Genomic DNA, 25,467 nt, shown 5'->3' on the forward strand with positions numbered 1-25,467 from the left:
CTTCATTTTAACCTGGCTACAATCTGTTATTTGTTCTTTATCGTTTCCTTTTCGGCGCCTTTTTTCATGACGATGATGCTGATACGCCTGTTTTCAGGACTATAGGGATCTTGTTGATTAAGAAGCACGGTTGATGAGAAACCGGATACGCGCACGACTCTATCAGGATCCAAACCTGCTTTAACCAAAGCACGACGGGCTGCATTGGCTCTTTGGGCCGATAATTCCCAATTGGTGTATTCCAATTCATCCGGATTATGATACGGATGTGCATCGGTGTGCCCTTCAATAGTAATTTTATTGGGGACGTTCTGAAGTAGTTTTGCAATCTGGACGAAGATCTGATCCATGCCCGGATTAAGTTTGTCCGAACCCACATCGAACATAGGTTTATTTTGATTGTCGATTAATTGAATGCGCAATCCATTTTTTACTACTTTCATAAGTAATTGATTTTTTAATCCAGCAAGAGAAGGATCTTCTTTAATACTTAAATTAATCTTTGACTTTAATTCTTCAAGTTTTTGGGTTTCATTTTCAGTTGATTGAATTACTTGAATGTCTTGGGCTTTTTTATCCGGAGCAGATGGGTGATCTGTTGTTGAAACTTGACCATTAGTGTCTTTTACTTTAGGCCCACCGCCCTTAAGATTAATTTGCTGATTACCCACATTTTCACCGCCAAAATAAGTGATTTTCATGGGTTGTTTAAAATATTCGGCAATACCATCTTTTTGAGCTTTATTCAGTGAAGCAATCAACCACATCAACAAAAAAAATGCCATCATCGCTGTTACAAAGTCAGCAAAAGCGATTTTCCACGATCCTCCGTGATGCTTGTGCTGATTTTTTTTTATTTTTCGAATTATAGGTGCTGCACCAGATTTTCCTTTATTGCTGTTATCATTCATTCTATAACCTCATTAGCCTGGAGTGGCTTCCGCAGAAGAACTCTCTCCTGAATCAGGTGAGGATGCTGCTGGCTTGAAATTTTTAATTTCTTCATTGAGTTGGGTAAAGGAGGGACGTTGTGCGGAAAACAATACTTTACGCCCGAATTCCACTGCAATAATAGGTGGATTATTGTGTAAACTCGCCAATATGGTAGCTTTTATGCACTGCAGCATTAATTGCTCCTGATTGGCATGATGCTCCATTGCTGAAGCCACAGGACCAATAAATCCATAACCGATTAAAATACCCAAAAAGGTACCTACAAGAGCATGTGCAATGAGTACTCCTAATTCTGGCGGCGGCAAATTGATCGATTCCATGGTATGCACTACACCGAGAACTGCCGCAACGATACCAAAGGCGGGCATGGCATCGGCAAGTTTTGATAAGGCATTAGCAGGAATCATTTCTTCCTCATGATGCGATTCAATTTCCATGTCGATTAAGGCCTCCAGCTGAAAAGGTTGGAGGTTTGAAGTAATAATTAATCTTAAGTAATCACAAATGAACTCAACAATATGATGATTTTTCATTATTGAGGGATAAGCATTGAAAATAGCGCTTTCTTGAGGTGCTTCAATATCTCTTTCCAGAGACATGAGTCCTTGTTGGCGTGCCTTATTCAGCAGAGTGTATAATAAGCTTAAAAGATTACTGGAAGTTTGCTTAGCGGATTTTTCTCCACGAAAAACCTTGGGTAGTGCTTTTAACAATGATTTTAAAACAGTAGCACTATTCCCAACAATCAGTGAGCCTATGGCTGCTCCTGCAATAATAAGCAATTCAATCGGTTGAAAGACCGCAGCAAGATGGCCTCCACCCAAAGCGAACCCCCCAAAAACACAGACTAGTATGACGATATAGCCAAATAGAATTAACATTTTTATTTAAACTCCAAATTCCTTTTAAATTCTTACAAATTTTTTTATTTAAGGTAATCGTGGACAACACGACCATAAGGTAAGGTGAGATCCGTTAATAAATGTATACCATTTACGATGCGTTTTATGGGGAGATTTGCTACAGGAGCCAATGCATGATGGTTCATTTCCAATTGAGCAGGCCCTTGCCAAGCCCCTTTGATGACCACATTTTCAAGATAATATTCAACAAGCTCGCAAATTCGAACACTGCCATCGACATGAGGGATTATTTTAAGTAAATAATTTGGCGTAGCGAGCGATGCCGCTACTTTTTTTACATCCAGCGCTTCATATTTATAACCCATAGTTGCTGTAGCGATTCGACAAGGCCCGTATTCCAGAGTGCCTAATAACGTCTCATGTACGACTTCCAGCTTGGGTTGTGCCAGCTTTTTGGGAAAGCCCCAAATTTCTCGACCACCAGCTATAGGCGGAAGATCATCTAAAAACATAGCATGTGTGTAATTTCCCATTGTACCTTTGTAGCGTACCGGTATGACTTGACCTGATTCCGTATAGTCTCCAAATCCCGTTGAATCGGGCATGCGAATGAATTCAAACTTGACCAGAGGTTCTACCACTTCTAACGGTTCAGGAACCACTTCGCGTAACACATCTATATCGGTTTCATAGGTAATAATTAAAAACTCTCTATTGATGAAACGGTAAGGGCCACGAGGATAAGACGGACTAATGAGTGGCATGGCAAATGCTTGCTGTAGTACCTCTGCTTCATTCATTTTCAGACTCCTCTTTTAGATGTTTATTTGATGCCATATCATATACGGCAATACCCGTTGTATCCGGCATCTTTTTATTCCAAGGGGATTTTTTGATGGCTTTTCTCCCATCAATGTAGCCATGTTTTATGCGCTCCATGATGCTTTTTTTTGAAAACTCATAATCTTTTGAAGAAAACTCAGTCTCATCATGTTCGTATAAAAAGCGAACTAAAGAAATTGTAGATTGATGCCCACGTGCCATACACAATTGAAGCTCCGGGTTGCCCTTTTCCTCTTCAGGAATATAACGTGAAAGAATATGAATGGTATTTTTTAAAGCATGAATCTGTTGATACATTTGTACGGCTTTGGAAAAACGGCTGGAATACTCTATGTCCTTTTTTCGTTTCATTACGGCATCCAATGATGTGGGATAGAGACCATAAGAGTCAAATAAATGAATTGAAAAGCATAGTAAATTATGGGGACATTGATTTGCAGACAATATATAAGATACAGGGGAGTTACTGGAGATGCCTCCATCCCAGTAATATTCCCCTTCAATTTCAACGGCTGGAAAACCAGGAGGTAATGCCCCGCTGGCCATAATATGCTCAGGCCCGATTTTTGTGTTTTGTGAATCAAAATACACCATTTCACCAGTGCAAATTTCAACAGCACCAATGCTTATGCGAGTCTCATGAGAGTTATTGAGCCGCTCAAAATCAATAAATTGTTCTAGCGTCGATTTTAAAGCTTTGGTGTCGTAAAAACTCAATGTATCAGGTGTGTCATAATATCCCGTAAGTAATGGCGGAAAACGAGGCGTAAAAAAACCTGGCTGGCCAAAGAGTAATGCGGTTTGGGCGGATAGAATATGTTCAATTTTACGACTTTCATCATCGTTTGGAAGTAGCCTACTCTCGATAAAAGAAGGAGTAGCTATGGTCTCCCAAAATTGATACATTTTTTCAACACGTACTTTTGGGGGGTTACCTGCTGCAATTGCCGCATTTATCGCGCCGATTGAGGTTCCAGCAAACCAGTTTGGAGTATAACCTGCCTCATCCAAAGCATGCAAAACACCTACCTGGTAGGCGCCTAGGGCACCTCCACCTTGAAAACAACAAGCAACATGATGATGGCGCAATGTAGTCTTACTTTTTTTTGTTCGAGCCATAGGCCTTACTCCATGAACCATCCATGACTAACAATCAGAGACTGACCTGTAAGAGCATTTGATTCAAAAGAAGCAAAAAATAACGCAGTTTGTGCTACGTCATCCGTGGTAGTGAATTCTCCATCCACTGTATCTTTCAACATGACATTTTTAATGACTTGTTCTTCAGTAATTCCTAATTCTTTAGCTTGTTCAGGAATTTGTTTGTCGACTAGTGGTGTACGTACAAATCCTGGACAAATCACGTTAGCTCTTACGTTATGGGCTGCTCCTTCTTTGGCGACCACCTTACACAAACCAATTAAACCATGCTTTGCTGTCACATAAGGTGCTTTCAGTTTAGACGCTTCTTTAGAATGGACTGAACCCATATAGATGATGCTTCCTCCCTTACCAGACGCATACATATGTCTCAGTGCGGCTCGAGTTGTTAAAAATGCACCATCCAATTGAATAGATATTAATTTTTTCCAGTCAGAGAAAGACAGTTGCTCCACTGGACTGATAATTTGAATTCCTGCATTGCTGACCATAACGTCAACACCACCAAAGTATTTAGCAACATCATCCACGCCTTTATCAACCTGGTTTTCATCGGTGACATTCATGGCAACGGCTATGGCTTCTCCACCTTTAGACTTTATTTCTTCGGCTGCAAGATTTGCTTGATCCAGATTAAGATCCGCAATGGCAACTTTAGCTCCTGCTTTTGCGTAGACTAGGGCGATTTCTTTACCGATGCCACTGGCTGCACCAGTAATTATTGCTACCTTGTTTTTTAAGCGCATGATTACAATCCTTGTATAAGTATTATTTTGATTTAGTGATCAACCATTTAGGCTTAATCTAAAAATTATTTTTAAAGTATAGCAATGAAATTTGATATTGCCTCATATTCCTAAGATTTTTGTTATCCCATAGAAAATTATAAAAAATAACCTTTTTTTATAACAGTCCTCTTAACCTCTTTTGGAGGTTAAGAGGAAATTTCATTTATATTAGTAGTAATATGGACGATAGTAACGATGATGATAATAGTATGCGCGACGATCCTGTTCTTGGCCGATTGCATTGCCTACTAGTGCTCCAGCTCCTGCGCCAATTACAGTTCCAACTGCACTGCCTCCTGATACAGCATACCCTATACCTGCTCCGGCAGCACCGCCAGCGGCAGTACCTACTTGAGTATTGGTGCATCCCCCAAGCATAAAAGCTGATAAACCAATAAAAAATAAGGGAGCGATCATTTTTTTCATAGTGTAACTCCTTTTTATAGTTTTCAGGATTTTTGCATTGATAGAGCACGATTCAATACAAGAAATCCTGGTTGCTTCATCTTCACTATGATTTTAGTACAAAAAAAACATTTTATGTAAAATAAATGATCATAAAATATTCTGCGTGCTATTTTTTAAATATCTGATTTTACTCTTACCTGCATTTTCCAGTAGTATTAGTACTATGCAGAATAATAAAAACAGAGGACTCTATGTTTAAAGGAAGCATTGTAGCTTTATTAACACCCATGAAGAATGATCAGGTGGATGTCCCACGTTTGCGAGAATTGGTGGAGTTTCATATTGAAATGGGGAGCCATGGTCTTGTCGCAGCCGGCACTACCGGAGAATCAGGCACTTTATCACATGAAGAAAAACTTCTAGTAATTAAAACAGTAGTTGATCAAGCCAAAGAACGAATTCCTGTTATTGCAGGCACTGGCATGAATGCAACCCGGGATTGTATTCAATTAACCCTTGAAGCTATGGAGTGTGGTGCTCATGCTGCGTTAATTATGACCCCTGCATATATCAGACCGACTCAAGAGGGGCTATATTTACATTATAGTCAGATAGCAGAAGCGGTTGCTATACCCATTATTCTGTATAATGTGCCAACGAGAACTGCATGTGATATGTTGCCTGAAACAGTAGCCAGGCTTGCGAAGATTTCCAATATTGTGGGAATAAAGGATGCTACAGGGCAGATGACGCGCTTACAACAAATTTTGCGTCTTTCAGAAGGCAGTATCGATGTGTATAGTGGAGATGATTTTACTGCCGCATCTTGGATGTTGGCTGGGGCGAAAGGAAATATATCAGCAGCGGCTAATGTGGTTGCCAAATTGATGGCTAAATTATGCGACTCGGCATTAGATGGTGATCATGCAGCGTGTTTACGTTTAAACGAACAATTAATGCCTTTATATGAATTATTGTTTGTTGAAACGAATCCGATTGCAATAAAATGGGCAGCAAATAGAATGGGGCTAATGGAAAATGAATTAAGATTGCCATTAACTCGTTTATCAAAAGAGCATCATGAGCCATTGGAAAAAATGATGAAGAGTTTGGAGTTGATTTAAGTGAAAAAGTTTGGTTTTTTTATTTTTGTAACACTTGTGCTCTGTGGTTGTAGTCGTTATGCCAGTAATGGTGAACATCTTTACTTGAGTAGCCGTAATGGCCCCCCATTGGAGGTTCCGCCACCATTAACGAAAGCAAACATTAGTAATTTTTATGATTTGCCTCAACAGAACCAGGATGCACGTGTAAGTATCGCACCACCTGTATCATAAGGGGTTTATTATGACACCATCAGAATCAGCTGAGTTACTTATTGTACAGGAGTTATCGCAGCGTATTGTGGAGGCGCAGCGTAAAATCAGGATTCTTGATAGTATTAAATGGGATGAATCGATAAAAAAGGAATTTTTTAAACATAAAGGAAAGAAGCTTCCAGCTGTTGATAAAGAATATTACGATAAGAAGCCCATACCTTTTGATGTTCATGATAAACAAGAAGAGTTCCGGATTATTTTGCGTGATACCCAGAATCAACTTGGACAGTATTCTACTTTAACTCGTTTAATACGCCGTCAGTGCGAAGAATACAGTCGGGCTACACAGATGCTTGCCAAACGAGGCACTCCTGCATTTTCCGAATTGGCAATGGAATTGTACGGCAGTCCGAACGATGTCTTCTATGCGGGCGGACCACGTATGTCAGAAATGGGCACTTTGCTTTTTGATGTGCTAACAGGCCTTAGTGTCCAATTACAATCTGAAGCCGATGTAAAACGTTATACGCCGCAACAAGCTCAAGAAATTTTGCAAACGCGTTTAGGTCAATTTTTTGATAAACATCCTGGCAAGGTAACCGTGATGGTCAGCGATGATATGATTGCGGATGCTTCTGCAGGAGCAGACAGCATTAAATTGAGTCAACAAGCAATGTTTAGTGATCGCGATCTTCGTTATCTTGAAGTACATGAAGGCTGGGTTCACGTTGGAACAACCTTAAATGGCTCCATGCAGCCCAATTGCTTTTTTCTTTCCAAAGGTTCGCCTTCCAGCAGCGTCATTCAGGAAGGTTTGGCAGTGATTACGGAGATTGTAACTTTTTCTTCATACCCTAGCCGCATGTTAAAAATTACCAATCGCGTAATTGCTTTGGATATGGTGACACAAGGGGCCGATTTTCTCGATATTTATAATTATTTTATGGATTGTGGTTTAAGCGAAGAAGACAGTTACAATCAATCAGTGCGTGTCTTTAGAGGAAGTACACCAACAGGTGGTCCTTTCACCAAAGATTTATCATATGCTAAGGGCTTTGTATTGATTTACAATTACATCCGTTTTGCGATTAGCCGCAAGCATGTGGAGTCCATACCGTTATTATTTACCGGGAAATTAGTGCTTGATGATTTGCCTTTACTCACTGAGCTTAAGGAGCGAGGAATTTTAACCAATCCTGTTTATCTTCCCCCTCCATTCCAAGATTTGGCAGCCTTAAGTGCGTGGATGAGTTTTTCTTTGTATTTGAACCAATTTGATTTAAATGAGATCCAAAAGAATTTTCGCTTTTTGATCGTTTAAGACTTCCCATCGCTTTGAAGAGCAGCGGAACCTGGGGGTAAGGGAAACCCAGCATAACGGCTCCGCGTTCACTCAGGCTAAAGTTTTTTCCTTTAAGTACCAAGGCCCCATAGCCTGTAGCGTAGCGAAACCCGCAGATCCAATATGGAGAGTCTGGGTTACAGACCTTGCTTTCACCCAGGACTAAGACGTTTATAATTAAGCCTTACACGCCACGGTCTCAATATACTCAACTGGTTCTTCTCTTTTTCGTTGATGTGTAAAGAAGCGAGCATGACTGTAACTTAAATTTGGTTTCTCTTGCTCTTGTATTGTTTTTGAAAGTTCAGGGAATTCATCCAAAAGCAATCGAGCTTGTTCTTTAATGTATGAATCATTAGATTTATTAATCATATTGAAATAATAAGTCGCTGTTTGCAAATCATTGGTATCATTTGAGTTCCCCAATATTTGTACCATAACCAGCATGGCATTAGTGCATTTCAAATTCGCAGCCTGGCGCATGGTTTGTTTGTACTCAGAAGATGTTGGTGGATAAATATGGGCTAAATGGTATAAAGCCATAGGATTATCCCGAGCTAAAGCGATCATTTTAGGTAAATGTTGGAGCACTGCTTGTTGTAAAACATGATCGTTAGGTGATCTGTGTAATTGATTTACCAGCGCAGCAAACTCATTACTTGAAGTGGCCATATCCTACCCCCTAACGTTGACTACATTCCCTTGTAGGATAAAAGGTTAAGGTTAAGGCAAGATTAAGGGGGAAAGGCTTTACGATTTTTTTACGTTTTCAAAGGCAGCCCAGCCTATATGGAATAACATATGTGCCAATATCGCTGCAATAAGCCCATTTTGCCAAAATAAATACCCAAAAAGTAATGATTGATAAAGGCTAAGTATAAGCAGCGAGTAAATGAAACGTCGGTTTGAAGTACAACCTGCAGCAAGGTACGCGGGAAGTTGGCTTATTGCCAATACCAATCCACTAATAAAAATCGATATCCAGATGACCAAGGTAGGATATTGCTTTGTGAAGAGTAGTGAGAAAAAGGTTGCAAGGTTCATTAACCCCCATCGTCCAATAATTTCCTCTACTACGCCGCCATAAAGGACACAACCATCAACACCAAGGGCTGTACGGAGGTGAGTCATGATTTTCATATTGTTTTTATCGACGATGCGTGCGATGAGGCCATAATAGAGAACTAAAAAAAACAATAGCCCAAAAAAGGCATACAAAACGGTAGGTAATAAAATAGGAAGTAATACACTTACTCCCGCACTACCCTGTAACAGGGCCTCAAGTTTTGCATCATGTAAACCCGTCATAGGAGATAGCACGGAGCCTGCAAAACTCAGAATAAAGATCATGAACAAGGTTTGCAAAATGGCAAAACGACTCATCCTTTTTTTTAGTTCTTCGGAATTGTCAGGCAATAAAAAATAAATCAAGCGTTTGATTGCAATGACTACTCCAGGGATGGATAAACAGAACAAAACAGTAATTACAGGCCAATTGATTGTCATTTTTTATCCTTAAATAGAACCGCATAGAAAAATCCATCCATACCTTGTTCCCCAGGTAAAATTTGTTGACCATGTCCAGTGGCATGGCCCCATGTCCTAGATTCTTTTATTATCGTACAGTCTGGATGGGTTGCAACAAAATTTGCGATTTGCTGCTCATTTTCAGCGGACATCACCGAACAGGTGGCATAAACCAGCAATCCCCCTTTTGCGAGCAAGGGCCATAAGCAATTCAGCATGTTATGTTGGATTTTGGTTATGGTAACGATTTCCTCGTTGTTGCGTAATAGCTTAATGTCCGAGTGTCGTCGAATGACCCCTGTTGCAGAGCAGGGTGCATCTAATAAAATACGATCAAAGAGTTGGCCATCCCACCATGTGGCAGGATTTAAGGCATCACCCTCTACTAAATTTGCATGCAGGTTAAGGCGATCTAAGTTTTCTTGAACTCGTTTCAATCGCTTACGATCAACATCCAGAGCAATACATGCAGACAGGTTCGGTTCCTTTTCTAGAATATGACAGGTTTTACCACCAGGAGCGCAGCAGGCATCGAGAAGGCGTAAACCTGGTTTTAAAGACAGTAAAGAGGCTGCTAATTGCGCTGCACCGTCTTGTACAGAAACTCGACCCTCTGCAAATCCGGGAAGTTGGCGTACATCACAAGGTTTGGTTAAAGTAATTCCTGCAGCTGCTATAGGATGAGGTTCGGCCGCAATGCCTTCTTGATTTAAAATCTGTAAGTATTCAGCAACCGAGTTTTTTTGCACATTAACGCGTAACGTCATAGGCGGATGCATATCATTTGCTTGGGCGATTGCTTGCCAGTCATCAGGCCAATCTGCTTGCAGGCGTTCCAGTAACCATTGAGGCTGACCATGAATGAATCGGGGATCATTGCTTAGGCGTTCCAGAATTTCGTTTTGTTGACGGCAGAAATTGCGTAAAACAGCATTAACTAAACCCTTTGCCCAGGGTTTTTTGATTTTTTCAAGTAAGGATACCGTTTCTTTGACTACAGCATAATCAGGTACCTGCATGTAGTGCAATTGATAAAGACCGATGAGTAACGCAACCCAAATTTCCAGTTCTTTAGGTTTTTTTTGAAGCAAGCATTCTGCCAAGGCTTGTAAACGAAAATAATGACGGCAAAAGCCAAAGCAAATCTCTTTGGTCATTGGTGTGGCTTCGGCTGTTGCAGGCATAAGCTGGGATAATGATGATTTCTCAGTTAATAACTGAGTTAAAATTTTTAAGGCGTGCAGGCGTTCATTCTTGTTCATTAAAACACAAATCCTGCATCTACTTGTGCTTTGGATGAATTTAACCAATCGGCAATCGAGATCACTTTGCCACCAGGAAGTTGGATTCGTTCTACAAGCAAACTTAGGTCTCCAGTTGCAATCAACATCCCTTTTTTATCGATGCTAATTACTGTGCCTGGTGCTTGTGAAAATGATTGGTCTACGACTTTGGCTTGATGAATGCGCAAAGTTTCTTCCCTAAGGGTTGTATAGGCGATTGGCCAAGGATTGAATGCGCGAATTTTTCGGTCGATTTCTGTTGCGGAGTGTTGCCAGTTGATGCACGCATCTTCTTTGTTAATTTTGCTGGCATAAGTGGCTAATTCATTATTTTGGATTTCGGGTTTTGCGGTTTGAGCAGCTAATTCATCAAGAGTTTGCAATAAAGGGTGCGCGGAGATCTGCGCCAGCTTGTCATGTAGTGTTTGTGCGGTCTCTGATGTAGTTATGGGGCAGGAAACCTTATGAAGCATCGCGCCTGTATCCATGCCTGCATCCATTTGCATAATCGTTACCCCAGATTCTGTATCACCATGCAGCAGAGCAGATTGAATAGGGGAGGCGCCACGCCAGCGAGGTAACAAGGAGGCATGCACATTAATACAGCCTAATCGAGGTATTTCAAGCACTGCTTTAGGTAGAATTAATCCATAAGCAATAACCACCATTACGTCCGGATTTAATGCTGCAAGCTCTGCAATTGCCTCAGGATTCTTGAAATTAACTGGCTGATAGACTGCAATTTTCTGGCTTAAAGCCCATTCTTTAACTGCAGAAGCTTGTAATTTTCTACCACGTCCTGCAGGACGGTCAGGTTGAGTATAAATTGCTTTAATATGATGTTTTGAATGCAATAATGCCTCAAGAGAAGGCAAGCCAAATTCTGGAGTTCCAGCAAAAACGATATTCAATGTGCTCATGGTAACTACCTGTTTCGATCAAGGAGCGTCTTTAGATGACGCATCTTAATGAATAATCTTTTGGAAAATACAAGACCTTATTTACGTGCATGTTGGCGCTTGAATTTATCTAATTTTTTTCGTGCCATCGCTTTTTTCAATGGGGAAAGCAGGTCAATAAACAGTTTGCCGTTCATATGATCAATTTCATGTTGCAAACATTCGGCGAGTAAGCCTTCTGCTTTAATCTCAAAAGGTTTTCCATTCCTATCTAAAGCTTTTACGGTAACTTTTTCTGCACGGATAACTGTATCATAAGCACCAGGAACAGAAAGACAGCCTTCTTCAAATTTTTTTTCGCCTTCAGAAGCAATGATCTCAGGGTTGATGATAACCAGTTGATTCTGCTTATCTCCCAAAATATCAATCACAGACAAACGCAATCCGACTCCAATTTGAGGTGCTGCAAGTCCGACACCACGTGCGTCATACATCGTTTCAAACATATCGTCGATTAACGTTTGCAATTTATCATCAAACTGCATAACCGGTTTTGCAACTTCTCTTAATCGAGAGTCAGGTAAATATAGAATCGTATGAATAGCCATCGTTTATCTGGTTCTCTGTACAAATATCGTGTTAATATTATCCTTTATATATTGTAAGGCTGCAAGATATTCCAACAAAGGATTGACTCTAATGAGATTTATTCTCTTTATATTCTTTTTTTCACTCGCTAATTTGAACTATGCCCTAAGCTTAAAAACAGATGCTCCGGCACGTTATGTTGTCCAACCGGGTGATAGTTTATGGACTATAGCCAATCGGTACCTGAATAATCCCTGGGAATGGAAGGAACTCTGGCATGCCAACCCTGAAATAAAAAATCCCAATCGTTTATACCCGGGGGCAGTGCTCGTTTTAGGCTATTTTAAAACCAAACCGTACCTTAGGGTATTAGCAAATGGCACAATAAAACTATCACCCAACGTCCGGCCCCTGCCTTTAGATGATCCCATTCCTGCTATACCTTTAAGCGACATTAAGCCTTTTCTAAATGAATCCCTGATATTGGATCAGGATGTGGTCAGTCGAGCACCTTATATTGTTGCGTTAGTCGGGGAACGCATGATGGGCGGTCAGGGGGATGAGGCCTATGTTAAAGGATTGCACCCATCTCGAGAAATACCGCCGGAGGGGATTCCTGCTTATTCCATTTTCAGAGGGGGGAAAGATTATGTGGATCCGAAAACTAAAGAGCTCTTGGGATATCGAGCTGATCTGGTTGGTTATGCAGAGTTGATTGCGGGTGGTGAACCGGCAACTATTTTACTAACCAGCATTAATGAGGGTATTCGGGTACACGATAGTGTTCTGATTAATAATAGTCCTGAATTTAATTTGTACTTTGAGCCTAAAGCCCCTCTATTCCTCGTAAGAGGATATATCATCGATATGCCTAATGGTATGCCTAACGGAAATGTCGAGGAAGCTGCAGGTGGTGTGGCGGTGATTAGTTTGGGTGCCCGTGATGGATTGGAAGCTGGGGATGTTCTGGGTATCTATAGAGAGTCAGGCACAGCCAATGACCCTAAAAATCCTATCATGCCTATTCGATTACCGCCTGAGCGTATTGGCGAGCTTATGGTGTTCCGGGTATTTAGCAAAACCAGTTTTGCCTTGATTGTTCGGTCAACCCGTGCTGTTTATTTATTGAATTATGTGGCTAATCCATGAGTAATTTACCTTATTATCTTGCTTTAAACCGAATGGAACGAGTGGGGCCGCGAACCGTAGCTAAACTACAAAAGCGTTGGCCCGATTTGCAGCACATGTTCCAGCTTTCAGCAATCGAACTTGAGCAAGCAGGCTTACCGCTTGCTCTCGCGCATACTATAGCTCAATTTGATTTGAATGTGATTCAAGAGGATTTGAGTTGGTTGGCGGCAGCAGACGATCACCATCTACTTACATGGGACTCATCTGAATATCCTCCTTTATTGAAGGAAATTATCGATCCTCCCATTGTTTTGTATGCCAAAGGACAGCTTGCCTGTTTAAAACAACCTAAATTAGCTGTGGTAGGTAGTCGTAATCCGACGGTAACTGGAAGTGAAAACGCCCGGCAATTTGCAAAGGCAATCGCATCCCATGGAGTGACTATTGTGAGTGGCTTGGCTTTAGGTATTGATGCCCAAGCTCATCAAGGATGTTTGGAGTCCGGGGGACAAACAATTGCGGTGCTGGGTACAGGAATTGATCGTATTTATCCTCATCGGCATCGTTCATTGTCACTAGAAATTGCGCAAAATGGCCTCTTGGTGAGCGAATTTCCTTTGAAAAGTCCTCCTATCGCTGGACATTTCCCCCGAAGAAATCGTATAATAAGTGGTTTATCATTGTGCATTTTGGTTGTTGAGTCAGCAATCAAGAGTGGTTCGTTAATCACAGCGCGAATGGCTTTGGAACAAAACCGAGATGTTTTAGCGATTCCTGGCTCCATTCACAATCCTCTGGCTCGAGGGTGTCATTATCTGTTGCAGCAAGGAGCCAAATTAGTTACTTCAGTTGCCGATGTTCTTGAAGAATTACGGATTGATTCGAAACAACAAACAGCTGATAAAGCTATTTTACCTCTTGCCAGCGGGAATAAAAACCTAGTAAAGTTCATTGGCTTTGAAATGACTACAGTGGATCAGATCATTTTGCGTAGCGGATGCACCGTTGAGCAAGTCACTAGTGAGCTTGCAGAGTTAGAATTAAATGGGGCTGTTGTATCTGTGCCCGGTGGCTATATGAGGTGTTAGTATATGAAAGATAACTTATTTGAGATGTTATTGAGTTTATTTGAACAAAGTCTTACCCAACTACAAGAAAGCCATAAAACCGCTGATCAGGATGCAACGGAACAACTAAATGAGGATGAGAACTTAGCTTCTGAAGAACAAGTTTTACATTTGAAATTACAACAAAATACATCAACACGAGTCTTTACCTATGATGAGCAAATGAAACTGACTAAGGCCAGTTATCAATTTCTCATGCGTATGAAATTATGGAAAGTTCTTAATCCAGAATCATTTGAAATGATTATGAATCAATTGCAATTTTCTGAATCTCGCATCGTAACTCTTCAAGAGACCAAATGGACTATAAGAAATGCATTATCGAGTTCTTTAAATGAAGAACAATTGGCTTTTCTTGATTTAGTTCTTTATCAATCAGAAGATGAATTGACATTTCATTAAAAGATCGTCTATTACCTATATTACTAGAAGTTGGTGATATTTCATTTTCAGCACCAATATCCCGTGTTGGTTCTAAGGCACGGCTATTTTTGATGCTTAGGGATGAAGTGAAAAGGATAAGGTTAACGTTATATGAGTAAACATTTGGTGATTGTTGAATCACCCGCTAAAGCGAAAACAATTCAAAAATATTTGGGTGGTGATTACGAGGTTGTGGCCTCTTATGGACATGTGCGTGATTTGCCAGCCCGCAAGGGGTCCGTTAATCCCGAAAATCATTTTGCAATGACTTATGTTCCTATTGAAAGGAACTCACGTCATATCGAAACGATTGCTAAAATGCTCAAAAAGTCAGATTCCTTATTGCTCGCAACGGACCCTGATCGAGAAGGTGAAGCCATTTCCTGGCATATTTATGAATTAATGAAAGAAAAAAATCTAACCAAAGATAAGCCCATTCACCGGATTTTTTTCAATGAAATTACTAAATCAGCAATTCAGGATGCAATCAATAACCCGCGTTCTATTTCGATGGATTTAGTCAATGCGCAACAGGCGCGGCGTGCGTTGGATTATTTAGTGGGATTTAATTTATCTCCCCTGTTATGGAAGAAAGTGAGAAGAGGACTTTCTGCAGGACGAGTGCAAAGTCCAGCATTGCGACTTATTGTGGAGCGAGAAGAGGAAATCGAACGTTTTGTTCCTCAGGAATATTGGAAGATTTTAGCTGAATGTATTCATACGAAGGTGTCCTTCGAAGCACGTTTGACGCATTACAAAAATGAAAAATTACAGCAATTTACGGTAACCAAGGAAGAGCAGGCCCAACAAATCAAAGAGCATTTGATTCGTCAAGCCCAAGGCTATTTAATCGTTTCTCAAATTGAGAAAAAACAACGTAAGCGTAAACCATCACCTCCGTTTATTACATCGACTTTGCAACAAGAAGCCGCACGAAAATTGGGTTTTACCGCGCGAAAGTCGATGATGGTTGCACAACAATTATATGAAGGGATAGATATTGGAACGGGGACTGTCGGTCTTATCTCCTATATGCGTACCGATTCGGTGAATTTATCGACGGAAGCAATAGAGGAAACACGGGAGTTTATTACACAACGTTATGGTGCCGATAATTGCCCTGCAAGCCCAAGAGTTTACAAAACAAAATCTAAGAATGCTCAAGAAGCACATGAGGCGATTCGTCCCACATCGATTAAACGTACACCAGAAATGGTGCAATCAGCATTAACCGCAGATCAATACAAACTGTACAGTTTAATCTGGAAACGTACCGTAGCCTGCCAGATGGCTGATGCGATATTGGATACAGTTGCTGTGGATTTAAGCTGTGGCGAAGGCAATATGTTTCGCGCCAATGGTTCTACAATTACCTTTCCTGGATTCCTCTCTGTGTATGAGGAAGGTCGAGATGATACTAAAGATGATGAAAATGAAGGTTCATTATTACCCGCATTGACCGTCGGTGAAAAAGTCAAAGTACAGGATATATTAGCCAATCAACACTTCACCGAGCCCCCACCAAGATACTCGGAAGCAACTTTGGTTAAGGCACTGGAAGAATATGATATTGGACGACCGTCAACCTATGCGTCCATTATTCACACATTGCAACAACGCGAATATGTTATTGTTGATAAGAAAAGATTCTTTCCAACGGATGTTGGTCGCATAGTAAACCGCTTTTTGACGGGTTATTTTACACGTTACGTGGACTACAAATTTACTGCAGAACTTGAAGATACGCTCGACGCCATTGCGCGGGGTGAGAAAGAATGGATTCCGGTTTTAGAAGAGTTTTGGCAACCCTTTGTGCAACAAATTCAAACTACAGATCAACAGGTTCAGCGTAAAGATGTAACCTCTGAAGTTTTAGATGAACAGTGTCCAAAATGCGGAAAACCATTGTCAATAAGATTGGGTAAACGCGGACGCTTCATTGGTTGTACTGGCTATCCAGAGTGTGATTACACACAAGATATCGCAGGCCAAGATAATGAAAAAAATGAACCTGAAGTTGTTGAAGGAAGAGTATGCCCGGTATGCTCCAGTTCGTTACATGTAAAAACTGGGCGCTATGGTCGTTTTATTGGCTGCAGTAATTATCCTCAATGCAAACACATGGAACCCATAGAAAAACCTGCTGATACAGGGGTGGAGTGTCCCAAGTGTCATGAAGCAAAAATCTTGCAGCGCAAATCAAGAAAAGGGAAGATTTTCTATTCCTGTGGTAATTATCCTAAATGCGATTATGCATTGTGGAATGAACCGATTAACCATCCATGCCCAAATTGCAATTGGCCAATTTTGACTGTAAAAGAAAGCAAAAAATTCGGTCGACAGATCCTTTGCCCACAGGATGGATGTGGTTACTCTACCAAGGAAGAACCAGAGGCAATTAAATAAGATATCTTAATGCCTGAGTACGGCGTTTGCCGCACTCAGGTATCAATGTTTTGATCAATAAAAATCAATAGTAGTCGTAGTCACATCTAAAGGACCCACGGGATAAGAGTAAACTGATACGGGTTCAACAACGGGTGCAACAGCAGGCGTAACAACACGTGTAACAGCGACTGGTCTGTATGAAACTACAGGTCTATATCTAACTACAGGTTTGTATGTCACTGCTGATGTATATGAGATTGCCGGAGTGTATACCGGTGTATATGCTGTGGTACAGCAACATCCTGCCATCAAAACAATACTTCCTAGCAAAATAATCCATTTCATTATGTAGCCCCCTTTAATGGATGCCTATAAAAAGTGTAGATTATTTGGTCATAAATCACAAGAATTGGTCTATTTGAATTCCTGGGGTTAGCGCAGCCAAACCCGGGAAATTTTGAGCTATTTTTAACTCCAGATTTCGCTGCTCTGCATCCAGACTACAAAAAGCCCTTTTCTCCCATAAACGAGAGAGGAGCTAGGGGTAAGAAAACTTATACCCATTGAATACAAACACATTCTTCCTGTTCATTTTGAATCAGTATATACTCAACATCTTCTTCTTAGAAATAACTCAAACAGGATGTAGTGATGTTAGACAGGACCATTGTAGTTGATGAGCAATTTTTAAATCGAGTACAACAAGCCGATTTTCCAAAACCTAATAGTACAATGACTCCGGATACGGCCGAGTTGGATAAGAAAACTGCTATAGAGCTCTTTGATTCGCAAATCAAATCACGCCTGCTCGATTTGATTGCCAGGCAGCTTAAAGAAAAAGGTTTATCATTTTATACTATAGGCAGCAGTGGGCACGAAGGTAATGCGGTTTGGGGACAAGTTTTTCGTCCCGATGACATGGCCTTTTTGCATTATCGGAGCGGTGCTTTCTATTTGCAGCGTGCCAAGAAATTACAAGCTACTGACGGTGTGAGGGATATTTTACTTTCTTTAGTCGCCGCAGCGACTGATCCCATTTCAGGAGGACGCCATAAAGTTTTTGGAAGTGTTCCTCTAAATATTCCACCACAAACCTCGACTATCGCATCACACCTACCCAAAGCTTTGGGGGCTGCATTATCGATTACGCGAGCCAAAGAATTAAATATTCACAGCAATCTAAATCCAGACTCCATCATCATCTGTTCCTTTGGTGATGCCTCAACGAACCATGCTTCGGCGCAAGCGACCTTGAATTCCTGTTCATGGATTGCTCAACAAAATTATCCTGTACCGATTGTGTTTATTTGTGAAGACAATGGAATAGGAATTTCTGTACCCACTCCATCACAGTGGATTGAGCGCTCAGTTAGTGCTCGACCAGGCTTGCATTATATTGCTTGTGACGGCTTGAATATCGCTGATGCTTATGCGAGTGCACAAGAAGCAGAATACTTGGCGCGCGTAAAAAAACAGCCTGTTTTTTTACATATGCGTTGTGTGCGTTTATTGGGCCATGCGGGTTCTGATATTGAGTCACAATATTGTACGCAAGCTGAAATTGAAGCCAGGGAAGCTCAAGATCCTTTATTGCATACTGCAGGTCTTCTATATCGTGAAGGCTGGATGAGTATTCAAGACATCCTGAGTCTTTATCAAGATAATAAAGCTTTAATTGAAGCCAAAGCGGTGGATGTGATAAGACAGCCCAAGCTCTCCAGTGCTGAAGCTGTAATGTCTTCATTGATTCCCAGCATGCCGAAGAAACAACCACTTCCCTTGCCAAGTGAAGCTAAGCGTGCAGAGGTATTTGCCAATGCATTTTCACAATTAACTCAAAAACGAAATTTATGTCAACAGATTAATTTTGCTTTGACTGATTTAATGCTGCAATACCCTAATATGTTGGTGTTCGGGGAAGATGTAGGCAAAAAAGGGGGGGTGTATCGAGTGACTGCTGATCTACAGGCACGTTTTGGACAGCGTCGCGTATTTGATACGATTTTAGATGAAACCACCATTTTAGGAACTGCAATAGGTATGGCGCACAATGGATTTGTTCCAGTCCCAGAAATTCAGTTTTTGGCTTATTTGCATAATGCAGAAGACCAGCTTCGTGGAGAAGCTTCCACTTTATCCTTCTTTTCCAGTGGTCAATATCAAAACCCCATGGTTTTGCGGATTGCTTCATTAGCCTATCAGAAGGGATTTGGTGGTCATTTCCATAATGATAATTCGATTGCTGTATTACGTGACTTGCCTGGAGTGATTGTCGCATGTCCTTCAAATGGTCCAGATGCAGCAAAAATGTTGCGTACATGCATGCGTCTGGCTTATGAAGAGGGAAGGGTAGTCGTCTTTTTAGAGCCTATTGCTTTATATATGACCAAAGATTTGCATGAGCCTGGTGATAACGGATGGCTATTTAATTATCCAGCACCCGATGCTTTTATTGCGCCGGGAGAGGTAGGTGTTTTTGGAGAAGGGCCAACAGTAATCTTAACCTATGCTAATGGGTATTATTTATCACGGCAAGCGGCTAAGGTGCTGCAAGAGGAACACAATATTGCTGTGAAAATAGTAGATTTACGTTGGCTTAGCCCCCTACCGGTCGAAGCAATTTTGAAAGAAATAGCCAAAGCAAAACAGGTATTAATTGTCGATGAAGGCAGACAAAGTGGTTCAGTAAGCGAAGGCTTGATGACCTTGCTATTGGAAGAAGCCTCATCGAGGTTGAAAATCAAACGCATTACCGGTAAAGATTGCTTTATTCCTTTGGGTAATGCTTGGCAATATTTGTTACCCAGTAAAGAAAGTATTATTGAAGCGGTTATTGCGTTACAGTCTGATAAAAGGGAGAAGGAAAGTGGACGACTTGTTGTTTCTTGATGAGCAGTTGAATGGCGATGAACGCATGATACGTGATAGTGTCGCGCGTTTTGTCTCCAATGATGTTATGCCTTTGATGGCTGAATCTTTTGAGCATGCTCAATTTCCACGTGAGCTTATTAGAAAATCTGCAGAAATGGGATTGTTGGGTTTGACCTTACCAGCAGAATATGGTGGCGCGGAAGCCTCTTATGTCGCTTATGGTTTGGTTTGCCAAGAGTTAGAACGCGGTGATAGCGGATTACGTAGCTTTGTTTCGGTACAAAGTTCCTTATGTATGTATCCTATTTTTCGTTTTGGTTCCGAAGAACAGCGAGTACGCTTTTTACCAGGAATGGCTGCCGGTGAGATCATTGGTTGCTTTGGTTTGACTGAACCTGATTTTGGTTCTGATCCGGCCGGTATGAGAACCACTGCAAAGAAGGTTAAGGGTGGATGGACTCTAAATGGTGCAAAAATGTGGATCACCAACGCACCAATTGCAGATATTGCCATTGTTTGGGCAAAAACAGATGAGGGTGTTCGTGGCTTTATTGTAGATACTAAATCTGAAGGAATAAGATGTCCTGAAATCAAATTAAAGATGTCATTACGCGCCTCAATTACCGGTGAATTGGTTTTTGATAACGTTTTTGTCCCCGATGAAAATTATCTTCCTGGCAGTGACAAAGGTTTAGGCGCTCCTTTAAGTTGCCTAAGCCAGGCGCGATATGGTATTGCTTGGGGCGCCATGGGCGCTGCAATGGCCTGTTTTGATATTACTCGCGATTATCTTTTAGAGCGTAAACAATTTAACAAGCCTTTGGCATCGTTTCAGCTTATTCAAAAAGATCTGGCAGATATGTATACTGAAATTATTAAGGCGCAATGTCTTAATTTACAGATAGGCCGAATAAAAGATAATCATCGTGAAAATCCCGTGATGATTTCTCTGGCTAAAGGTAATGCATGTCGTGAAGCATTAAACATTGCGCGAAAATGCCGGAATTTATTGGGAGCAAATGGAATCAGCCTTGAATATCATGTGATTCGACACATGCTTAACTTAGAATCAGTCTTTACGTACGAGGGTACAGATAACGTTCATACCCTGGTATTAGGAAAACATATTACAGGAATTAATGCTTTTGCTTAAACCAGGCACGAAACGGTTAAGCACCAAAATCAATGACTTTAATTGTAACCCGGAAAGTCAACCCGGGTTACCTTTTGTTTCGCCCAGTAAAGTCATTGGCATCGGTAGAGTTTAACAGGGGTTCCTTTCTCAAAGTGGAACTTATTCTTCATGCAATGGGATTGTGTGAAGTAAAGCAGGTTTATTGGGCAACTTACAGGAGTATCTATGTTTAAAATGATTTTAAAAAGAGCGTTAGTATTTAGTTTACCTGTATTAAGTATGAATGTGCAGTCCGGGCCAAGCAAGGAGTTTTTAGCCAATCAGTGCTATGAGCTTTCTCGAGTTGTGTTATCCTTGGCAGATAATCAGGAAAAAAAGATTTGCATTAACAAGCTTTACATGGCTTCCGTACAAATGAGCACCGCATCCCTTTTAATTATGGAAGACACTTCTGATGTAGCAAAAGAGATATTGAATAATGCTGTAGCAGCTCTGCAATATGCAGAATTACTTAGCTGCAAACAATACATTCAAATTGCACACTCTAAATTTGAAGCTCAGAAGATTAAAACATTATTGTAATAATGATACTCTTCAAGTGCTTACAGAAGCCTTGAAGAGTTGTTAGGAGCTTTAAGTGTATTCATATTTAAAAATTATTATCTTAGCGCTTATTATTTTTGTTATTGGCGTTACGGCAGGAGTTCATTTTCATCGGTCAATTCATGAGTACACGGAAGAAATTTGGCATAAGCTCTCTCGAGAGCAGATAACTGAAGAAGTCCATTTTTGTCCTCCACCTAACATTGTGCAAAAACATCAATATGATCCTGAAGCATTTCAAGTAGAAAAATTATACTGGCAGATGGAGTATCAGGGTTGGAAAGCACCTGAGAGTATAGGTTTTATGCAAGCACTTATTAATTCAAATAATAATTTGATTTGTTATTACCAATGGCCAAGTCCAAAAGACAAAGGTACTTATTTATGGATGACCATACATTTATCGCCCTCGGTAAATCAAAGTGTGAAGCCTTATGGCGTATATTGGACAATTCAAAAGGAAGAAAAGCAAGCACTGTGTAATTCAGGAATAAATGCCTGCGGCATTACTCTGTCAGAAAGCACTAAATGAATCATCTCTCAAAAATAAATGCAGTAACAGTATCCTGGTGCTGCGCAGATCAACCCGGGTTCAGAGGAACAAAGAGCCCGGATTCCACTGTACCGCACCAAGCGATAAACATCTTTCATCCAATAACCCCTTGTTATTTCGTCCAGACTTGGATATCATTTGCCACCTAATCGGGGCGTAGCGCAGCCTGGTAGCGTACTAGCATGGGGTGCTAGTGGTCGAAGGTTCAAATCCTTCCGTCCCGACCATCAAATCCCCTTTTAAATCAGAAATTTTTTTGGTTAATTTTTCCCGTGAGTTCCCCGTAATTATTAATTTCACCAACGTTCACACTGGTATTATTTCCTGGAATAAAAAAACTACTTTGATTTATGTCTCCCGTCTTATTTTTAGAATTTAATGTTTTAAGATCAAGTTTATTTTTTAATTTTATCAAACTTAAACTATTAAGTGATATCCCAAAAACCTCCCTTAATTGCCTATCATACATTGCCAATGATTTAATTTCTTCTCTTTCTATAACACCTTTAGAAAAAGAAGTTTTTGTATTATTAACAAATGTTATTTTTCCTTCTCTCGTCATCTGCATGACAATGACATTTTTCACAAAACTCGAGTCTTTGGATGTCGAAACCCATTCGTTTGCAGGTTTAAGCTGATCTAAAGTTAAGCCATCCGCAGGATAATCAAATCGATATTCTGTTTTGAATACATTCCCTATTTTATACTGATATTGATAACCAAATTCAGGGGTATATAAAATACGATAATCATGATGATAAACCGATTGTTGATCATGATGATCAATTGACAATGGTCGAATTAAACCATTTCGGCCATATCCCACATCAACTAAATAACGTTTATCATCAATATTAACGATGATAAATGCATGTCTAGGCTCTCTTTGACGGTAAGTATCTGTATCATATACAACTTCAGCTAAATATAAATTAGCTTCAAATCCAAGCGTTTTTAAAACGATATAAAATAAACCATTCATTTCATAGCAGTAACCGCCACGTTTTTGTTTTATAAGTTTGTTATAAATAGCATCAAACTCGATCTCAGGCGGGTTTAAATGTACTGATATGCCTTCAAAAGGAATATTAAAAATATGGCTCTCATGCAAAGACTCTAAATTTTCTAATGTCACATTAGTAGAACCTGTATGACCTATTCGTGCAAAATACAAAGTCATTTGTTGTTCAGTCAATAATTTCATATTAGTCCTATATGTTCAAAAAAATTAATCAATTTTAAGTTGTTAATTACTTCATGTATAATTATATATTTTGATTTAATTGAAAAGTAAGCAAATTAACTTGACTAAGTTGTTCAAACTTTTTAAACAATTATGACACTACTGGAACTGGCAAAAATATTAGATGCTATAGATAGATTTCAAACCTTTGAGGCTGCCGCCAATCATTTACATAAGGTCCGATCTGCTTTGACTTATACCATCAGAACATTTGAAAATCAGTATGACATTCAAATATTTGATCGAAGCCAACACCGTGTTAAATGGACTGCAGCAGGAAAAGCGTTATTGGAACAGGGACGTCAGCTTTTATTATCCGAGCATCATGCGCTGAATCTTGCTAAAAAAATAGCCAGTGGTTGGGAAACCGATATTTATATTGCTTATGATGAATTGGTTAATGTTTCTCCAATATTGATGCTATTAAAAAAATTCCAACAAACCTGCCCTGATATAAATATTCATTTGGAGGCTCATCGATTAAATGGTTGCTTAGATGCATTGCTGCATCATCGCGCTGATATTGTTATTGGCTTATCTGGCCAAATACCTATAAGCAGCAATCTTGGCTATTTTGAGATTGGTCAGGTCTCTTTTATTTTTGCTATTTCGCCATCTCACCCGCTAGCAAATATATCTGGACCAATTTCGACAGATATGATTGAGCAATATACAACCATAATTGCTTCAGATTCATCCTTAGCTATGGCACCTAGATCAACAGGCGTACAATCCCCAAAGAATAGTATTATCTTTTCCAGTCTGGCATTAAAAAAACAAGCTCAAATAGAAGGCTTAGGCGTTGGCTTTTTACCTAAACATTTAATCGGCAAGGAACTAGACAACCAAGTTCTTATTCAAAAAGAAGTAATTCAAGAAAAACAGAGCGCTAAATATTATATAGCATGGCACAAAGCGTCTCTCGGTAAAGGAGGTAGATGGTTATTAGAACAGATGAAAAATGAGCATTTCATTATTCAGTTATTCTCTGAATAAAATATTCATAAAACCAATATTAAAATATTTCTTTTTAATGAGTTTTGTTTAGCCGCTTTGGCATTACGCCTATGGGGCTAGTAAAAATCAATGGTATTGCCATGTTCATCAATGGCACAATACAGATACTTCCATTCCAGCTTTTATTTTTAAAATTTTGTCATTTAATTGATGTAAATATTTGCAGGTTAGGAAATTGGGAGCAGGGCAGAGGAGAGTTTTACACACCCTGAAAAGCCCTTTTTCGCGCAATAAATAAAGATCCCGAATATGTATTACCAGTATTAGCTAGTTGAAAATTGATGTTTTAACCATTTCTATAAAAAAGTGCCGATAGCGTCGGCGCAATTCAAAGCCTCTCCAAAGTAGCTTTTAACTAAAAATATGGAAAACGAGTTTAGAGTCCGTTGACATTTCATCTAATTCCATCTGCTTACCGCGTTTTATACGTGGGATCTATATAGAGAAAAACTAAAATGAACCTATTTTTAATGGGCCTTTACTGGATTCCGCGCATAAAGTGCGGACTCGTTCAATTTATTAACATAGTGGAGCCTATTAAATCATTCTCATTTGAATCAACTGCAATATCCTTTAATTGCTCGAAACTTCGTAGGTCTTTTTTATAACCGTGGGGAAGTCCATCTTTCATTTTACTCAGACAAGAGTTGTATGTATCTTTGCCTATTTTGGGAATATTTAATTGTGGCTCTACGCTTTTTCTCCTGGAATTGTTTTTGCGACAAAGCTGAAATTATTACCAATCTTGTAACTCCCCACGTCATCTCGAACCCGAGCGCAGCGAGGGTGAGGGATCTCCTGTCAGGTGGAACAGTTTTTAAAGAATCGATTGATACAAATCATTCCACTCTGGGTTCAATGCATTAATCAAATCATGCTTCTTTTTTCGTGACCAACCCTTGATTTGTTTTTCTCGTTCAATGGCTACAATGATACTCCCACAAGCTTCATAGTATACCAATCGATCCACTGCATCATGCAAAAAACGCAAGACTTCTTCA

26 protein-coding genes and 1 tRNA gene are annotated in these 25,467 nt (G+C 40.1%); 13 read left to right on the plus strand and 14 right to left on the minus strand.

Features of this window, described 5'->3' with window-relative positions; translation table 11 throughout:
• Positions 1 to 26: 26 nt before the first annotated feature.
• The 6 genes from motB to BW930_RS14605 all read right to left on the minus strand — a co-directional run bounded on the left by motB (position 27) and on the right by BW930_RS14605 (position 5,035).
• A complete protein-coding gene (gene motB, locus BW930_RS14580; RefSeq protein ID WP_058467668.1) occupies positions 27 to 911 on the minus strand; it encodes a flagellar motor protein MotB in 885 nt (294 codons plus the stop codon).
• Between the two features lie 12 nt (positions 912 to 923).
• Positions 924 to 1,835, minus strand: coding sequence for a flagellar motor stator protein MotA (gene motA, locus BW930_RS14585; RefSeq protein WP_058467667.1), 912 nt, complete (start codon positions 1,833 to 1,835; stop codon positions 924 to 926).
• A 44-nt stretch (positions 1,836 to 1,879) separates the two neighbouring features.
• Positions 1,880 to 2,617 carry an acetoacetate decarboxylase gene (locus BW930_RS14590; RefSeq protein ID WP_058467666.1) on the minus strand — a complete coding sequence of 246 codons (738 nt, stop codon included), beginning with the start codon at positions 2,615 to 2,617 and terminating at the stop codon, positions 1,880 to 1,882.
• On the minus strand, positions 2,610 to 3,779 hold the full coding sequence (locus BW930_RS14595; RefSeq protein WP_058467665.1) for a patatin-like phospholipase family protein: 1,170 nt from the start codon (positions 3,777 to 3,779) through the stop codon (positions 2,610 to 2,612). Before BW930_RS14595 ends, BW930_RS14590 begins: the two co-directional genes overlap by 8 nt.
• 5 nt (positions 3,780 to 3,784) lie before the next feature.
• Positions 3,785 to 4,567, minus strand: a complete 783-nt coding sequence (locus BW930_RS14600; protein WP_058467664.1) for a 3-hydroxybutyrate dehydrogenase — start codon at positions 4,565 to 4,567, stop codon at positions 3,785 to 3,787.
• Positions 4,568 to 4,777: 210 nt separating this feature from the next.
• Entirely contained in the window at positions 4,778 to 5,035 is a 258-nt protein-coding gene (locus BW930_RS14605) for a YMGG-like glycine zipper-containing protein (protein WP_058467663.1), read from the minus strand.
• Positions 5,036 to 5,268: 233 nt separating this feature from the next.
• Here BW930_RS14605 and dapA point away from each other — a divergent pair, with 233 nt between their 5' ends.
• From dapA to BW930_RS14620, 3 genes are read left to right on the plus strand one after another with little or no spacing between them, the layout of a single operon-like run.
• Complete coding sequence (gene dapA / locus BW930_RS14610) at positions 5,269 to 6,141, plus strand: 4-hydroxy-tetrahydrodipicolinate synthase (RefSeq protein WP_058467662.1); 873 nt, start codon at positions 5,269 to 5,271, stop codon at positions 6,139 to 6,141.
• Positions 6,142 to 6,354, plus strand: coding sequence for a hypothetical protein (locus BW930_RS14615; protein ID WP_058467661.1), 213 nt, complete (start codon positions 6,142 to 6,144; stop codon positions 6,352 to 6,354).
• A gap of 10 nt (positions 6,355 to 6,364) precedes the next feature.
• Positions 6,365 to 7,657, plus strand: coding sequence for a flavohemoglobin expression-modulating QEGLA motif protein (locus BW930_RS14620; RefSeq protein ID WP_058467660.1), 1,293 nt, complete (start codon positions 6,365 to 6,367; stop codon positions 7,655 to 7,657).
• A 198-nt stretch (positions 7,658 to 7,855) separates the two neighbouring features.
• On the opposite strand, the gene BW930_RS14625 is transcribed toward BW930_RS14620, so the two are convergent.
• The 5 genes from BW930_RS14625 to def all read right to left on the minus strand — a co-directional run bounded on the left by BW930_RS14625 (position 7,856) and on the right by def (position 11,995).
• Positions 7,856 to 8,350 (minus strand): hypothetical protein, encoded by a 495-nt coding sequence (locus BW930_RS14625; protein WP_058467659.1) that lies wholly within the window; start codon positions 8,348 to 8,350, stop codon positions 7,856 to 7,858.
• A 78-nt stretch (positions 8,351 to 8,428) separates the two neighbouring features.
• Positions 8,429 to 9,184: a CPBP family intramembrane metalloprotease gene (locus BW930_RS14630; RefSeq protein ID WP_058467658.1), complete on the minus strand. Its 756-nt coding sequence runs from the start codon at positions 9,182 to 9,184 to the stop codon at positions 8,429 to 8,431.
• Positions 9,181 to 10,467 (minus strand): 16S rRNA (cytosine(967)-C(5))-methyltransferase RsmB, encoded by a 1,287-nt coding sequence (gene rsmB / locus BW930_RS14635; RefSeq protein WP_058467657.1) that lies wholly within the window; start codon positions 10,465 to 10,467, stop codon positions 9,181 to 9,183. The genes BW930_RS14630 and rsmB overlap by 4 nt, the downstream gene beginning before the upstream one ends.
• Entirely contained in the window at positions 10,467 to 11,408 is a 942-nt protein-coding gene (fmt, locus tag BW930_RS14640) for a methionyl-tRNA formyltransferase (protein WP_058467656.1), read from the minus strand. Before fmt ends, rsmB begins: the two co-directional genes overlap by 1 nt.
• 77 nt (positions 11,409 to 11,485) lie before the next feature.
• Positions 11,486 to 11,995, minus strand: coding sequence for a peptide deformylase (gene def / locus BW930_RS14645; RefSeq protein WP_058467655.1), 510 nt, complete (start codon positions 11,993 to 11,995; stop codon positions 11,486 to 11,488).
• Positions 11,996 to 12,086: 91 nt separating this feature from the next.
• Here def and BW930_RS14650 point away from each other — a divergent pair, with 91 nt between their 5' ends.
• The 4 genes from BW930_RS14650 (at position 12,087) to topA (ending at position 17,062) form a co-directional block, all read left to right on the plus strand.
• Positions 12,087 to 13,124 (plus strand): LysM peptidoglycan-binding domain-containing protein, encoded by a 1,038-nt coding sequence (locus BW930_RS14650; protein WP_058467654.1) that lies wholly within the window; start codon positions 12,087 to 12,089, stop codon positions 13,122 to 13,124.
• On the plus strand, positions 13,121 to 14,194 hold the full coding sequence (gene dprA / locus BW930_RS14655) for a DNA-processing protein DprA (protein WP_058467653.1): 1,074 nt from the start codon (positions 13,121 to 13,123) through the stop codon (positions 14,192 to 14,194). Before BW930_RS14650 ends, dprA begins: the two co-directional genes overlap by 4 nt.
• 3 nt (positions 14,195 to 14,197) lie before the next feature.
• Complete coding sequence (locus BW930_RS14660) at positions 14,198 to 14,635, plus strand: DUF494 family protein (protein ID WP_058467652.1); 438 nt, start codon at positions 14,198 to 14,200, stop codon at positions 14,633 to 14,635.
• A 132-nt stretch (positions 14,636 to 14,767) separates the two neighbouring features.
• Complete coding sequence (topA, locus tag BW930_RS14665; protein ID WP_058467651.1) at positions 14,768 to 17,062, plus strand: type I DNA topoisomerase; 2,295 nt, start codon at positions 14,768 to 14,770, stop codon at positions 17,060 to 17,062.
• A 54-nt stretch (positions 17,063 to 17,116) separates the two neighbouring features.
• On the opposite strand, the gene BW930_RS14670 is transcribed toward topA, so the two are convergent.
• Positions 17,117 to 17,389: a hypothetical protein gene (locus tag BW930_RS14670; protein WP_058467650.1), complete on the minus strand. Its 273-nt coding sequence runs from the start codon at positions 17,387 to 17,389 to the stop codon at positions 17,117 to 17,119.
• A 306-nt stretch (positions 17,390 to 17,695) separates the two neighbouring features.
• On the opposite strand from BW930_RS14670, the gene BW930_RS14675 reads away from it, so the two are divergent.
• The 5 genes from BW930_RS14675 (at position 17,696) to BW930_RS14695 (ending at position 22,433) form a co-directional block, all read left to right on the plus strand.
• Positions 17,696 to 19,933, plus strand: a complete 2,238-nt coding sequence (locus BW930_RS14675) for a dehydrogenase E1 component subunit alpha/beta (protein ID WP_058467649.1) — start codon at positions 17,696 to 17,698, stop codon at positions 19,931 to 19,933.
• Complete coding sequence (locus BW930_RS14680) at positions 19,911 to 21,068, plus strand: acyl-CoA dehydrogenase family protein (protein ID WP_058467648.1); 1,158 nt, start codon at positions 19,911 to 19,913, stop codon at positions 21,066 to 21,068. The genes BW930_RS14675 and BW930_RS14680 overlap by 23 nt, the downstream gene beginning before the upstream one ends.
• Positions 21,069 to 21,275: 207 nt before the next feature.
• The gene (locus tag BW930_RS14685) at positions 21,276 to 21,632 is read left to right on the plus strand and encodes a hypothetical protein (RefSeq protein ID WP_058467647.1); all 357 of its coding nucleotides are present in this window, start codon (positions 21,276 to 21,278) and stop codon (positions 21,630 to 21,632) included.
• Between the two features lie 55 nt (positions 21,633 to 21,687).
• Positions 21,688 to 22,185 carry a hypothetical protein gene (locus BW930_RS14690; RefSeq protein WP_058467646.1) on the plus strand — a complete coding sequence of 166 codons (498 nt, stop codon included), beginning with the start codon at positions 21,688 to 21,690 and terminating at the stop codon, positions 22,183 to 22,185.
• A 171-nt stretch (positions 22,186 to 22,356) separates the two neighbouring features.
• A tRNA-Pro gene (locus tag BW930_RS14695) sits at positions 22,357 to 22,433 on the plus strand.
• Between the two features lie 17 nt (positions 22,434 to 22,450).
• Here BW930_RS14695 and BW930_RS14700 read toward each other — a convergent pair.
• Complete coding sequence (locus BW930_RS14700; protein WP_058467645.1) at positions 22,451 to 23,410, minus strand: arylamine N-acetyltransferase family protein; 960 nt, start codon at positions 23,408 to 23,410, stop codon at positions 22,451 to 22,453.
• A gap of 132 nt (positions 23,411 to 23,542) precedes the next feature.
• Here BW930_RS14700 and BW930_RS14705 point away from each other — a divergent pair, with 132 nt between their 5' ends.
• Entirely contained in the window at positions 23,543 to 24,445 is a 903-nt protein-coding gene (locus tag BW930_RS14705) for a LysR family transcriptional regulator (RefSeq protein ID WP_058467644.1), read from the plus strand.
• 838 nt (positions 24,446 to 25,283) lie between these two features.
• Here BW930_RS14705 and BW930_RS17225 read toward each other — a convergent pair.
• A partial coding sequence (locus BW930_RS17225; RefSeq protein ID WP_489884278.1) for a GIY-YIG nuclease family protein occupies positions 25,284 to 25,467 on the minus strand: 184 nt, incomplete at its 5' end.

This window comes from Fluoribacter gormanii, from assembly GCF_900156395.1.
Classification (GTDB): Bacteria; Pseudomonadota; Gammaproteobacteria; order Legionellales; family Legionellaceae; genus Legionella; species Legionella gormanii.